The organism is Phenylobacterium sp. (assembly GCF_016124325.1).
GTDB lineage: Bacteria > Pseudomonadota > Alphaproteobacteria > Caulobacterales > Caulobacteraceae > Phenylobacterium.
The window spans coordinates 55,602-68,596 of the sequence record NZ_WGNY01000008.1 but is presented as its reverse complement, the minus strand read 5'-3'; the positions used below and the strand labels follow the sequence as shown (position 1 = coordinate 68,596).

13 protein-coding genes are annotated in these 12,995 nt (G+C 69.6%); 5 read left to right on the top strand and 8 right to left on the bottom strand.

Annotation, left to right across the window (positions count from 1 at the left end):
• Positions 1–8: 8 nt before the first annotated feature.
• A complete protein-coding gene (locus GC203_RS03860; protein ID WP_293451523.1) occupies positions 9–1,538 on the bottom strand; it encodes a carboxylesterase family protein in 1,530 nt (509 codons plus the stop codon).
• Between the two features lie 132 nt (positions 1,539–1,670).
• Positions 1,671–2,288, bottom strand: a complete 618-nt coding sequence (locus GC203_RS03855; protein ID WP_293451521.1) for a TetR/AcrR family transcriptional regulator — start codon at positions 2,286–2,288, stop codon at positions 1,671–1,673.
• A 91-nt stretch (positions 2,289–2,379) separates the two neighbouring features.
• Here GC203_RS03855 and GC203_RS03850 point away from each other — a divergent pair, with 91 nt between their 5' ends.
• The 5 genes from GC203_RS03850 to GC203_RS03830 are packed head-to-tail and all read left to right on the top strand — an operon-like array spanning position 2,380 to position 5,401.
• A complete protein-coding gene (locus GC203_RS03850; protein WP_293451519.1) occupies positions 2,380–2,520 on the top strand; it encodes a hypothetical protein in 141 nt (46 codons plus the stop codon).
• An 18-nt stretch (positions 2,521–2,538) separates the two neighbouring features.
• The gene (locus GC203_RS03845) at positions 2,539–3,522 is read left to right on the top strand and encodes an aldo/keto reductase (RefSeq protein WP_293451517.1); all 984 of its coding nucleotides are present in this window, start codon (positions 2,539–2,541) and stop codon (positions 3,520–3,522) included.
• A 60-nt stretch (positions 3,523–3,582) separates the two neighbouring features.
• Positions 3,583–4,014, top strand: a complete 432-nt coding sequence (locus tag GC203_RS03840; RefSeq protein WP_293451515.1) for an ester cyclase — start codon at positions 3,583–3,585, stop codon at positions 4,012–4,014.
• Positions 4,011–4,556 carry a carboxymuconolactone decarboxylase family protein gene (locus GC203_RS03835; RefSeq protein WP_293451513.1) on the top strand — a complete coding sequence of 182 codons (546 nt, stop codon included), beginning with the start codon at positions 4,011–4,013 and terminating at the stop codon, positions 4,554–4,556. The genes GC203_RS03840 and GC203_RS03835 overlap by 4 nt, the downstream gene beginning before the upstream one ends.
• A 29-nt stretch (positions 4,557–4,585) precedes the next feature.
• Positions 4,586–5,401 (top strand): SMP-30/gluconolactonase/LRE family protein, encoded by an 816-nt coding sequence (locus GC203_RS03830; RefSeq protein ID WP_293451511.1) that lies wholly within the window; start codon positions 4,586–4,588, stop codon positions 5,399–5,401.
• A 48-nt stretch (positions 5,402–5,449) separates the two neighbouring features.
• On the opposite strand, the gene GC203_RS03825 is transcribed toward GC203_RS03830, so the two are convergent.
• The 6 genes from GC203_RS03825 to GC203_RS03800 form a co-directional block, all read right to left on the bottom strand.
• Entirely contained in the window at positions 5,450–6,217 is a 768-nt protein-coding gene (locus GC203_RS03825; RefSeq protein WP_293451509.1) for a phytanoyl-CoA dioxygenase family protein, read from the bottom strand.
• A gap of 17 nt (positions 6,218–6,234) precedes the next feature.
• Positions 6,235–7,341 carry a glycoside hydrolase family 172 protein gene (locus GC203_RS03820; RefSeq protein WP_293451507.1) on the bottom strand — a complete coding sequence of 369 codons (1,107 nt, stop codon included), beginning with the start codon at positions 7,339–7,341 and terminating at the stop codon, positions 6,235–6,237.
• A gap of 26 nt (positions 7,342–7,367) precedes the next feature.
• Positions 7,368–8,978, bottom strand: coding sequence for an MFS transporter (locus tag GC203_RS03815; protein WP_293451505.1), 1,611 nt, complete (start codon positions 8,976–8,978; stop codon positions 7,368–7,370).
• 71 nt (positions 8,979–9,049) lie between these two features.
• Positions 9,050–11,164: a TonB-dependent receptor gene (locus tag GC203_RS03810; RefSeq protein ID WP_293451503.1), complete on the bottom strand. Its 2,115-nt coding sequence runs from the start codon at positions 11,162–11,164 to the stop codon at positions 9,050–9,052.
• Between the two features lie 158 nt (positions 11,165–11,322).
• On the bottom strand, positions 11,323–11,967 hold the full coding sequence (locus GC203_RS03805) for a TetR family transcriptional regulator (RefSeq protein ID WP_293451501.1): 645 nt from the start codon (positions 11,965–11,967) through the stop codon (positions 11,323–11,325).
• A gap of 238 nt (positions 11,968–12,205) precedes the next feature.
• Positions 12,206–12,970, bottom strand: a complete 765-nt coding sequence (locus GC203_RS03800) for a phytanoyl-CoA dioxygenase family protein (protein WP_293451499.1) — start codon at positions 12,968–12,970, stop codon at positions 12,206–12,208.
• Between the last annotated feature and the right edge of the window lie 25 nt (positions 12,971–12,995).

Here is a 12,995-nt window from a genome sequence, read left to right as displayed (position 1 = left end):
CCCGCCGCCTAGTGCGAGGCGAGCAAGCCAGGCAGGACGAGACGTTCCTGCGCGTCGAACTGAGGCTTGCGGACGCCGCTGACGACCCGGTTCTCGCGGCCGATCTCCAGGAGGCGGTCGCTCGCCGGATCGTAGGTCGGCCAGGCCGGCCCGCCCGCGCAGGCCGGGACGCCGGTCTTGGCGAACGCCACCCAGCAGCTGTGCACCTGGGTGGCCTTGGCGCGATCCTCCGCGCTGATCTTGTCGGGCGAGGTCCATGGGTCGAACTCGTCGAACACGAAGTCGATCTCGTCCGCGTGCCAGGCCGTGGGGCGCGGCCGGAAGCGGGTCGCGACATAGGTGAAATAGTACAGCCACGAGGGCTTGCCTCCGGCGGCCTGCGCCGCCACCCACCTGGCGGGCGCGCCCATGAACCGGTCGGCGAAATTCGCCCGCGCCAGCACCATCTCCCCCGCCGCCGCCTCCTCGGGATAGGCGGCGCGGATCTCGGGCGTGACCGTGGCCGACATGTAGGGGCGCGAAGGGCTCATCAGCACGCCCTCGCCGGAGTTCCAGCCGATGATGAGCGGCACGTCGGGAACCCGGCCGGCGGCGAAGGCCTGGGTCGGCGTCTCCTTCACCAGCCGCCCGTCCTCGAACGGCGCGAACTCGCAGCAGGCCTTGGCGATCAGTTCGTCCGCCGGCAGCGCGCGCAACTGGGCCGCCGTGGCGTTCTCCAGGCCGACCGCCCGGATCATTTCCACGCCCTGCGCGGCCTTCTCCTCCAGGCCTTGGTGTCGGAACCAGCCCGCGCCCGACTCCACGATGGCCCTCTGGAACAGTCCGCGGGTCTGTGGCTGGGCCATCAGGAACTGCACGCTCATCCCGCCGGCGCTTTCCCCGAACAGGGTGACGTTGTCGGGGTCGCCGCCGAACGCGGCGATGTTGCGCCGGACCCACTTCAGGGCCGCGATCTGGTCCATCAGCCCGTAGTTGCCGACGGGCTCCCCGGGCTTGGCCTCGGCCAGGAGGGCGGGGTGGACGAACGTGCCCAGCGGCCCCAGGCGATAGTTCACGCCAACCAGGATGACGCCGTCGCGGGCGAACGCGCCGCCGCTGGTGACCCAGCCCGCGCCGGTGCGGTGCGAGCCGCCGTGGATCCAGACCATGACCGGCGCCTTGCGCGCGCGGCGCGGCGCGAACACCGTGACCTGCAGGCAGTCCTCGTCGGTCCCACCCGTGACGCCGCCGAGGTTCGGCCGTCCGCCGCCCGGCGTCTGCTGGGGGCACGAAGGGCCCGGCGTCCGCGCGTCGCGGCGCCCGGCCCATCGCGCCGGCGGACGCGGCGCGCGCCAGCGCAGCTCGCCCACCGGCGGCGCGGCGTAGGGAATGTTGTAGAAGGCGGAGGTCCCGCCCTCGTCGCGGCCGACCAGCCACCCCGTCTCGACCTTCGCCACAGGCGCCGGCTCGGTGCGGGCCGCCGCATGGGCGCCGGGCGCGACCGGGAACGCGGACGCCGCGATGGCGGCAGCCAAGGCGATGGGACGTACAACGATCATGGCAAACTCGAACTATTCAAAACATCTAAAATAGAACGTATGTCATATCGTGTGTGAAGGGAAGGATGGGGCCCGAACTGGTCCCGCCCGGGTCCAGGCGGCAGGGCGTCCTGATCCCGACCGGCGTGTGGCTCAGCCGGCGCTCGGCTTGGCGCCGGCGAGCAGGGCCTCGACGAACGTCATGATGAGCTTCCCGGCTGGGGCCTCGCTGTCCTTGCGACGCTGCAGGGCCAGGCCGTGGGCCAGCGCCATGTAGCCCGCCGCCAGTTCGCGTGGGTCTAGCTGCGGTTCGCGGCCCTGGGATCTGTAGAAGGCCGCCACGATGCGCCCGAGCTCCTCCGCATGGGCCTCGTGCACCGCGTCGTATTCGGCGGCGAAGGTCGCGGATCTGTGGGCGAGCAGCTGGAGTTCAAGGGCGAGCATCGACCAGTCGACGTCGGCGTTGAGCGTCGCCGCCCAGGCGCCGAGCCGCGCCAGCGACGCCCCGGCGTCGGAGCCCTCGACAATGGCGCGCAATTGGTCCGCTTCCTCGCGCATGTGCTGGCGCAGCAGCTCCAGCATGATCGGCTCCTTGCCGGCGAAGTTCGAGTAGAGCGCGCCCTGGGTGTAGCCGGCCTCCTCGGCGATATCGCGCACCGAGGCCCCAGCGAAGCCGCTGCGGGCCACGACGGCCCGCGCCGCGTCGACGATGCGCTGCCGCGTCTGCGCCTGGCTTTCCTCGCGGGTGAGTCTCTTTCGCGGCGTCGCCATGTCTTCGAAATAGCAGTTGCAATCCGGATCGCAAGCGACTAGGTCGCGGAGCAAGTGAAATCCAGAAAGCAACCGCTATCCGATGGTGGTGATGACGAAATTGGAAACCGCGTTCGTGACCGGCGCGACCGCGAGCGGGGCCGCGGCGCGCCTGATCGGCGCCTCTTCACCCTCGGCCCACCGCCGGCGCGTCGCCGTCGTGAGCCAGCTCCCCCTCGCCGCGTCGGCCTGAAGCACACTGGAGACCTCCATGCAGACCGCCACCACAACGACGTCGCTCACGGTGTCCCGGCTCGGCCTGGGCTGTATGGGCATGTCCGAGTTCTACGGCGCCAGCGACCCGGGTGACGCCCAGCGGGTGCTGCAGCGCGCGCTGGACCTCGGCGTCAACTTCCTGGACACGGCCGACATGTACGGCCGCGGCGAGAACGAGCGGCTGATCGGCGGCTTCGTGCGCGCCAACAGGGACCGGGTGGTCATCGCCACCAAGTGCGGCATCGTCCGCGGCGCGACCCCGGCCGACCAGCGGCGCGATACAAGTCCGGCCTATATCCGCGCCGCCTGCGAGGCGTCGCTTCAACGCCTCGGCGTCGAGACCATCGATCTGTTCTATCTCCACCGGCTCGACGGGATCACGCCGATCGAGGACAGCGTGGGCGAACTCTCGCGCCTGGTCGAGTCAGGGAAGGTCCGGAACCTCGGCCTCTCGGAGGTGACCGTGGGCGAATTGCGCGAAGCGCACGCCGTCCATCCCATCGCCGCGGTTCAGAGCGAATATTCCCTGTCGACGCGCGGACCCGAGGTCGAGGCGATGGTCGACGCCTGCGGCGAGATCGGCGCGCTCTTCGTTCCGTTCTCGCCTCTCGGACGCGGCCTCCTTACGGCCGCCTACAGGAGCCCGGAGGATTTCACGGGCGCCGATTTCCGCACGATCCTGCCCCGCTTTCAGCCCGGCGCGCTCGAACAGAACCTGACGGTCGTGGACCGGCTGGCCGGGATCGCGGCCGCGAAGGGCTGCACGGTCGCCCAACTGGCCCTGGCCTGGGTCCTGGCGCGCGGGCCGCACGTGGTCCCGATACCCGGCACGCGCCGGCTGGACAGGCTGGAAGAGAACATCGGCGCCCTGGGCGTCTCGCTCAGCCGCGAGGACATGGCCGCCATCGATCGCGCCGCGCCCGCCGATGCGATCGTGGGCGACCGCTACCCGACGTCCCTCGCGCCCCGGAAGGCGTGACGAGAACCGCTGGGGGCTGGGTCGCCCCCGGCTCCGGCAGCCCCTTGCCAGGAGACAACCATGACCGAACCCGTTCCGACCCCTGCCCAGGTGGTGGACGCCATGCACGCGGCCTTCCGGCGATCAGACCTCGACGGCATCGCGCGGCATTGGGCTGAAGACGTAAGCTACCAGGCTCCGGGCGTGGAACTGGTCGGCAAGGCGGCCCGCGTCCTGGCCGAGAACGTCTGGCTCGACGCGTTCAGCGAAAACGAGGTGGAGACCACCCACCGCTTCGTCGACGGCGACGAGATTGTCGACTTCGCGATCATGTCGGGTCTGCACACCGGTCCGCTGGCCCTGCCGGGCGGCCAGACCCTTGCGCCGACCGGCGTCCGGATCTCGGGCCCCTATGTGGCGCGGTACCGGATCGTCGACGGGAAGGTCGCCTGCCAGCAGGTCGTCTACGACCGGCTCGCGCTGGTGGAACAGCTCAATGGCGGGGCATCGTGAACCTGGGGTCGATCACATCGCCCGGCCCGCGCCTGGCGCCCGTTCCGGCCGACACGGAACGCGAGCCCCTGGCGACCCTGTTCGCGCGCGTCGCCGGGCACTATGGCGCGCCGCCCTCCGTCGGTCAGCGGCTGATCGCGAACCATCCCGGCCTCTACCGCCGCTGGTTGGGCCTGGGCTCGGAGCTCCTGACCAAGGGCGCACTGCCGGCGGACCTTCGAGAGCTGGCGATCCTCCGGGTCGCCCACAACACCGGTTGCGACTACGAGTGGCGCAGCCATTGGCCGGCTGCGATCGCCGCCGGCCTTCCTGCGGCCATGCTCGCGGGATGGAAGGATGCGTCCGCCGAGGCCTGGCCCGAGCCGCGCTGGGAGCTCGTGGCCGGCCTTGCGGACGCGCTGCACGGACGCTCAACGATCGACGACGGCCTTTGGGATCGGCTTCACGATCGCTTCGGCGCCGAACTCGTCATCGAACTGCTGTTCCTGGTCGGCCACTACACTACCACGGCCTACGTCCTGAACGCGCTGCGTGCGTCATGACGGGGCGGATCGAGCCGGAAGAAAGGGTCTTGGTCGGCGGACTTTCGTTTCCGGAGGAACCCAGGTGGCGTGACGGCCTGCTCTGGTTCATCGACGCCGGCGCCGACCTGATCCTCGCCGCGGACGAGGACGGCCGGGAAGCGCGGCGGATCGAGCTCGGCTTCACGCCGGGCGGCATCGGGTGGCTGCCCGACGGGACGCTGCTTGTCGTCGATGTCGTAGGGCGCCGCGTGGTGGCCTTCACGAAGGCCGGAGGCCCCTCCACCTACGCCGACGTCGCGCCCCTGGCGCGCCTCCGGCCGAACGGGCTCTGTGTCAGCCGCGAAGGGCGCGCCTATGTGGCGACGATCGGTTCCGAGTTGGACGCCGCGCCGCCGCGCCCGTCCGGCAACATCATCCTCGTCGAGCCCAGCCTGCGCCAGGGCGTGCTGTTCCACGACGACATCCGCTTTCCCAACGGGATCAGCCTGTCCGCCGACGAGCGGCGCCTCTACGTGCCCGAGACCTTCGGCGAGCGCGTGTCGATCTTCGACCTGGAAAGCGGCGCGCGCACGATCGCTCCGGCTCCGGGGACGTGGCCCGACGGAAGCTGCGCGGCCGGAGAGCATGGCCTGTGGTTCGCCGACGCCGGGTCTCCGCGGGTCATGCGCATCGACCATGCCGGCCGCACGCTCGAGACCCAGACGTTCTCGCGGCGTTGCTTCGCGCCCGCGGTGAACGGACGGGGAGATCGCCTCTACGCCGCGGTGGCCGACGATCACGGCGCCGCCGCGCGAGCGCGCCGCACCGGGGCCATCGTCTGGAAGCCGCTGGATGGCTCGTGTCAGGGCCGGACGTGCGGCTGAACGCGGGGGCCTGGCGGTTCGCCACGCGCCGGCGCCGCCCGGGTGCGTTCAGGCCCCTTCGCCCGGACGCGACCGATCCCCGGTGTGCTGGTTCACCTTGACCTTCCAGGGGTAGTGATCGCCTTCGCCGCCGGCGCCGACGGCCTGCATGTGGTTGGCGAGCGCCTTGCGATAGGCGTCGCCGGTGTTCGCGGTCGTCATGTGCGGCGTCTTTGAATGGTGGAAGGTCACGTCGCCCCGGCTCAGCGGGCAGACCACCATATCGGCCTCATCGACCTCGCAGGTGAGCAGATCGCTCTGAACGCCATCGACGAGGTGGTGCGTGAGGACGCCCTGCCGGTGGCCGCCGTCGATGAAATGCATGCAGCCGTTGGTGGCGTCGACGTCGTGCAGCGGGATCCAGCAGGTGATCCCCTTGTCGTCGAGGTTCCGGCCCCAATAGCCCTCGTCCTGATGCCAGTAGGTCGGCACGCTCTTGCCGGGCGGCTTGCCGAGGAACTGGTCGTACCAGAATTCCATCTGCAGGTTCATCAGGCCTGATCCGAACATCGCCAGCCATTTCCGGAACGGCTGGTCCTCGATCTCCGGCCAGACGAAGTGCGGCCGCGACTGGATGATCCGGAAGGTGCGCTCGTCCTTGCTTTCGCGCGCATCCCACGCCCAGTCGTAGGCCAGCGACTCCTTCTCGTCGATCAGTCGCTGGCAGTGGGTCTCGATCAGGTCCAGATCCGCCTGTGGGATGGCGTCCTGGACGACCAGCCAGCCGTGGCGCTGGAAGAAGGCGACCTGATCGGGCGTCGGGGTCGGGTAGCTCATGAGAGGGGCTCCATTCATCAGGTCTGGGCCGCGTGGCCGGGCGGAAGGTCGGCGATGCGGTCTGCGAGTGGCGGAAACGGCGGCAAGGGAGCGCTGGGCGTCGCCTCGTACCAGAAGCTGCACGCCGACCAGTCGTCGGCGCGCTCGCGGAACAGGTCCGCGTACGCCTCGAAGGTGGCGGGGGGCCGGGACGTGGCCGCCAGCCCGATCTGCTGCACCGTCACCTTCAGCTCACGCCGCCAGAAGACGGGGTCGAGCGTGTGCCAGCGGTACATGGACACGCGGCCGGTATCGATCCGGTCGTCCCGTTCCCGCCAGTTGGCGCCGTGGAGGCGAAAGGGCGTCTGCTGGATGCAGAACGACAGTCCGACGTAGTCCTCCGCGCCGGTCCCGGCGATGGTGGGGAAGTCGCCGTCGTCGTCGAGGAACATCTTCACCTCGCCCTCGCCCCACCAGTCGGGCGACAATGGCCGCACCCCGATGACGCAGCCGAGGTAGCGGCCGGGCTGGCCGCGGCGTTGCGGCAGGATCTCGAAGTCGCGCCCCGGCGTCGTGGGGTTCTCCCGGCGGAACAGAGCGTGGAGCCGGCCCACGTCGGCGGCGTGGCGATCGCCGAGCGTGTAGTCGATCTGGTAGAAGAGGGGGGTCGGCTTGCCCAGCTCGTTGGAGAGCGTCAGCCGCGCCCGCTTGCGGAATGGCATCGGCAGCCAGATGTTGAGGCCGTTGCGCTCGCCGACGGAATGGATTTCGGACTCGTAGGGCGGGGTGTAGCCGTGCGCGAAGCCGAAGAAGTCGCCGAGCGGCGCCTCCACCGACGGGTGTTCCTGGTCCTCCCACCAGGCGCGGATGACGAGGCCGCGCATCGCCTCGGGCGTCAGGCTTGTGGTCATCCAGATGTGCCGGATCGTCCCCGGTCCTTCGATATCGGCCAGATCCACGGTCTCCCCGGGCGCGACGAACCGCGCCGGCGCGCCCTTGCGCCCCACGCCCAGGGGACTGGCCGCGCGGCCGCCGCCCCCCCGCGCCCCTGTCGGGTTCTCGAACGAGATCGAGCGGGTCTCCAGCGGCGTGGTCAGCTCGTAGAGGGGGCCAAGGCCGGTCGGGAATTCGGAACTGGGCGGCATGAAGGATCCTGAACACGATACGGAAATCAGAGCGGACGGCGGGCGGCGGAGCGGTCGTGGCGCGACGCATCGCGGACCAGGGCGCGGATCGCCAGGAGCACGAGGCCTACGCCCGCCACCGGAATCAGAAGGCTTGCGGCCATGGCGCGGCCCAGCGCCTCGCCGGGCGGAACGCCGCCGCCGGCGAGGGCGTCGCTGACCTTGCCGACCAGGTAGGGCCCCAGAGCGCCCGCCACGAGGTAGGTGACCATGAAGCCGAAGGCCGAGGTGGTCGCCCGCACGCGCGGGGTGACAAGGTCGTTGAGCGTCGAGACGCAGGGGCCCAGCCCCGCCGAGGAGAACAGCAGGAGCGACAGGGTCCCGTGGAACGCCGCGTCGGGATCCCGTCCGGCGAGCAGCCAGATCGCCGAGGCGAGCGACCCGATCAGGCTGACCAGCACCACGACCAGCTTGCCGGCCACGTGGCGCGCCCGCAGCTGGTCGGCGGCGTATCCCCCGATGGTGACGCCCACGAAGCCCATGGCGGCTGTCGCGCCGCCCACCATCAGCCCGGCCTCGGCCGCGCTCAACCCGAACTGGCGCTGGAAGTAGGGCACGGTCCAGAAGCCGTAGCCGCTGAGCATGAAGTTGGCGGCGGCGGCCCCGAACACGGTGAGCTGCAACGCTGGCGCGCCGAAGATCTGGCCGAAGGCGTCCGGGTCCCGCAGGCGCAGGTTCTGCGCCCAGGCGACGACGGCGTAGGCCCCGGCGCCGAGGGCGATCCATTGCTCGGCGTCGCCGGTCGCCCGCACCAGGAGGGCGACCAACGCCCCGAGGCCGACCAGGATCGCGATATTGGTCCAGGCTGGGCCCCGGCTCCGGCCCTGGGCGATCAGCGCCATCAGGCTCCACGGCGGGATCATCGCGCGCAGGACGGCGAGGGCGTCGCGCACCGGGTGCGGATGGGGCGCGGTCTCGATCCCGTCCAGCCGTCCGCGGATCGGCTCTCGCAAGGTCAGGATCCAGAGGGCCAGGAGCAGGCCCGGCGTCCCGACCAGCATGAAGGCCGCTTGCCAGTCGTGCAGGCCCAGCGGGGCGGCTGACGGGTCCGGCCACTGGCGCGCCCAGATCGAGACCAGGGTTCCACCGAGGAAGAGGCCGATCCCCTGGCCCAGGAAGACGCCGCTCGAATAGATCGCCAGCACGGTGGTGCGGACCCGGGGCGGGAAGCAATCGTACAGGAGGGAATAGGCGGCCGGAGATGCGCTGGCTTCGCCGGCGCCGACTCCGAAGCGGCAGAGCGCCAGGGGCAGGAAACCGCGCGCCAGGCCCGAGAGCGCGGTCATCAGGCTCCAGACGGCCAGCCCCGCGGCGATCAGCGTCCTGCGGTTCCAGGTGTCGGCCAGCCTGGCCAGCGGAAGCCCGAGCACCGCATAGAAGACCGCAAAGGCGGTGCCGAAGAGGAAGCCGAGGTCGGCGTCGCTGATCCCGAGGTCGCGCTTGATGGCCTCGGCCAACACCGAGAGCAGTTGGCGGTCGACGAAGTTCAGGATGTAGACCAGCACCAGGACGGCCAGGACATAGACGCCGTAGAGGCCCTCGGCCTGCGGCTCGGTTCCTGCGGCACGCGATGGGGCTGGATTTGCGGTGCGCATCATGCGTCACGACCCGTCGGCGTCGCCCGCCCGCGCCGGAGCGGCGCCGGCGGGCGACGTTCGCGTCGCTGGCCTCAGAACCGGAACCTGACCTCGGCGCCCCACGTCCGGGGCGGCTCGAGATAGGCCAGGAAGCCGGTGCGTAGCAGGGCCGCCTGGGTCACCGTGCGGGAGAACACCAGTTCGTCGGAGAGGTTCTTGCCGTAGATCGAGACGTCCCAGTTGCCGTTGGCGGGCGTGAACGTGGCCCGGGCGTTGTAGAGGCTGTAGGCCGGCTGCGAGGCGTTCTGCCGGTTGTTGGTCTCGCTCAGGTACCGCCGGGCGCTGAAGTACGCGTCGCCGTTCAGTCGCAGGTCGCCGGCTTCCCCGAGCGGGATCGTGTACTCCGCCCGAAGGCTCGCCGTATGGGTCGGCGCGTTCGGCAGCTTGTTGCCCTTCAGATTGCCGGCCAGGGTGGGGAAGTCGGTGTATTCGGCGTTCAGCCAGGTCAGCGACCCGTCGAGCCGGAACCTGGAGGTCACCCGCCAGTTGGCCTCGAGCTCGGCGCCCTTGATCTCGGCGCCCGCCGCGTTGCTGATGATCTCCACGCCGATCCGGTTGGGATCGAGGCCCTGCACCTGAAGGTCCTTGTAGTCGTAGTAGAAGGCCGCGAGGTTCAGGGTCAGGCGACGGTCGAACCAGCGCGTCTTGGCGCCGGCTTCGTAGGCGTCGATCTTCTCGGGATTGACCGCCGGATCGAAGGACGAGGCGTTGAAGGCGCCGCTCTTGAAGCCCTTCGAGAAGGACGCATACAGCATCGCGTCGTCGTTCAGCGTGAAGTCGACGCCGATCCTGGGCGTCCACGAATCCCAGGTCTTGCGGTCGTGATGGGTCGCGCCTTGCAGGACGAAGTTCAGGTAGCGGCCGCGGTCGATCGACTTGGTCTCGCGGCTGTAGCGCAGGCCGGCGTTCAGGCGCAGTTGCGGCGTCACCTGATAGGAACCGCTCACGAAGGCGGCATAGGCGTCGGTGTCGCCGAAGGCGTTGTAGGTCGTGTGGTTGGCGGCCAGGGCCGGAATCAGGGGCACGTAGAGCCCCTGACGGACCGTGTAGTTGTCGTCGTGCAGGTAGAAGGCGCCCAGCACCCACTCCAGCGAGGAGGCGCCCTTGGATGTGAGGTTGAATTCCTGGGTGTAGGTCTTGCCCCCGTCCGCAATGCCGTTCGGCAGCCCGTCGCGCCCGTCGGTGACGCCGGCGATTTCAGTCACGTCGAGGTCGCCCTGATAGGGGCCGGCGTCCAGCGAGTTATAGCCGGAGATCGACGTCAGGGTGGCGAAGCCCAGGTCCCATGCGACCGTCGCATCGACATAGGAGGTCTTCACCGGCGCCTTCCGCGGTCCGTAGTCGGCGCGCACCTTGCGCGGATCGGCGATGATCTCGGCGTTTCTGAACGGCCCCAGCGGATCGATGTAGTGCTTCAGCGCGGTCTGGTCGGAATCGTCCTTCGACGCTCCGGCGTGAAGCGTGACGCTCAGCGTCTCGCTCGGCGTGAATAGCACCGTCAGCCGGCCCGCCGTCAGGTTCTGGCGGCCGAAGGTCTCGCCGGGCCGCTCCAGGTTCTTCATGTAGCCGTCGCGCTTCACCCGCAGCACCGACCCCCGGACGAGCAGGCGGTCCGCGATCAGCGGGATGTCGACCCGCGCGCTCGCCCGGCGCAGGTCGTAGTCGCCGAGCCCGCCGGTGATTTCGCCGCCGAAGGTCGGCTCCGGCGACTTGCTGATGTAGCGGATGGCGCCGCCCGTCGAGTTGCGCCCATAGAGCGTGCCCTGCGGTCCGCGGAGCACTTCCACCCGCTCGACGTCCAGGAGCTGGAGAAGGGCCGCGCTGCCGCGCGAGCGGTAGACCCCGTCGATGTAGACCGACGAACTCGGATCGGCGCCGGCGCCGCTGAGGCGCGTTGAACCGACGCCCCGGATGAATATCTGGCCGTCACGGCCGGACTCGCTCATCACCAGCCCGGGCGTGACCTTTTCGAGCTCGGCCGAGCCGTCCACGCCGGCCGCCGCCAGTTGGTCGCCGCTGAAGGCCGAGATGGCGATCGGGACGTCCTGAAGGGATTCCGCCCGCTTCTGGGCGGTCACCACCACCTCGCCGACGATCGCTTCGGCCGTTTCGGCCGCTGTCGCCGAGGACGCGGCCAGACCCGCCAAGGCCGCGATCGATGCGCTGGCCAGCGCCGTGCGCCGGCGCCCACTCTTCAATGAGCTGCTCAACATGCCCTCCCTACGCAGCCGCTCTCCGGCGCTGCTGACTGGCATGTTACTTATTTTTATCGATCGATCAAATTAAAATGCAGTCCGCCGCACGCCTAGTCCCGGAAGAAGAGGGACAGGCAGACCCGCACGTGCTCATCGAGGAAATCGGGGTCGGACGGCGAGAAGCCGGCGACCTGTTCCACCTCCGCGGCGAGCAGGTAGATGCGGGTGACCGCGCCCAGGAACAGGTACTGCAGGTGGAAAGGATCGCCGGCGACGTACTTGCCGGCCGCCTGGGCGGCGCGGATCAACTCCGCCCGGGTCTCGTAGACGTCCCGCAGATATTCCTCGACCATCCAGGTGAGCTGTTCGCTCGGCTTGCGCGCAACGTGCGCCATGATCTGGTGGAAGACCGTTCCGTTGGCGCTGAAGCGGATGAACTCTTCCTGGATCACCCGCAGGCGGGCCACCGGCTCGAGATCGGTGACCTCCGTCAGGTGCGCCTCGTACTGGGCCCTGTAGTCGGCGATCAGCGCCTGGATCACGGCGCGCCAGAGCCCCTCCTTGCTCCCGAAGTGATAGGTCACCAGCGGCTGGTTCACCCCGGCGCGCGCCGCGACGGCCCGGGTCGCTGCGCCGTCGTACCCATTGTCGGCGAACTCGATGGTGGCGGCGTCCAGGATCGCCTGGCGCGTATCCTCGGCTCTCTGCTGTCGGGCCCGCGTCCGCTTCGGCGGGGCTGGCGCGGTGTCTGTCAATTCGAGGCGTCCGTTCGAAGGATAGAAGTCGTGCGGGCGTCGCCGCCGCCGGGCTCACGGCCCGTCCCCGCCAGCGCCGCGCTGGACACGGACGAGGCGATCAAGGCCAAGGTGGCTCCAACCCCAGCACGTCCGGCCGCCAGGCTCAAGCGCGCACCCTGCCGCCGTTCCGGATATCGTCGAGTGCGTCCCAGGCGAGGTCCGACCCGCCGCTTCCCGCAACAAGCCAGCCCGGAGTTCAGCGCTTCTCGGCCGCCCCGGCGATGTCCAGTCGCTGGTTCACGTGCACGCGCCACGGGTAGTGGTCGCCTTCGCCTTCGACGCCGACGGCGCTCATGTGGTTGGCGACCGCCTTGCGCCAGCGCCGCGAGGTGTTGGCGGTGGTCATGTGCGGCGTCTTCGAGTGGTGGAAGGTCACCGATCCGCGCTTGATGGGACAGACCACGGTGCGCTGCTCGTCGGGGCTGCAGGTCAGGAGGTCGCTGGCCATGCCCTCCACGCGGCGGTGGGGCAGAACGCCGTCGAGGTGGCCGCCGTCGATGAAATGCATGCAGCCGTTGGTGGCGTCGACGTCCTGCAGCGGAATCCAGCAGGTAATCCCCTTGTCGTCGAGATCGCGGCCCCAGTAGCCCTCGTCCTGGTGCCATTCGGTGGGCACGCTCTTGCCGGCCGGCTTGGCCAGATATTGGTCGTACCAGAACGCCATGGGCTTTCGCATCAGGGCCGAGCCGAAGTCGACCAGCCACTTGCGGTAGGGCTGGTCGGCGATCTCCTTCCAGACCAGGGATGGCCAGGATTGGACGATGCGGAACGATCGGTTCTCGCGATCCTCGTTTTCGTCCCAGGCCCAGTCGAAGGCCAGCCGCTCCTTGTCGGTCAGCAGGCTCTCGCACTTGCTTTCCAGAAGGTCGAGGTCAGCCTGCGGGATCGCATCCTCGACCACCAGCCAGCCGTGCTGGGCGAAGAAATCGAGTTGTTCCTGGGTCGGGCGGGGAAAGGGCATGGGGACACTCGGGTTCGGCGCTTGA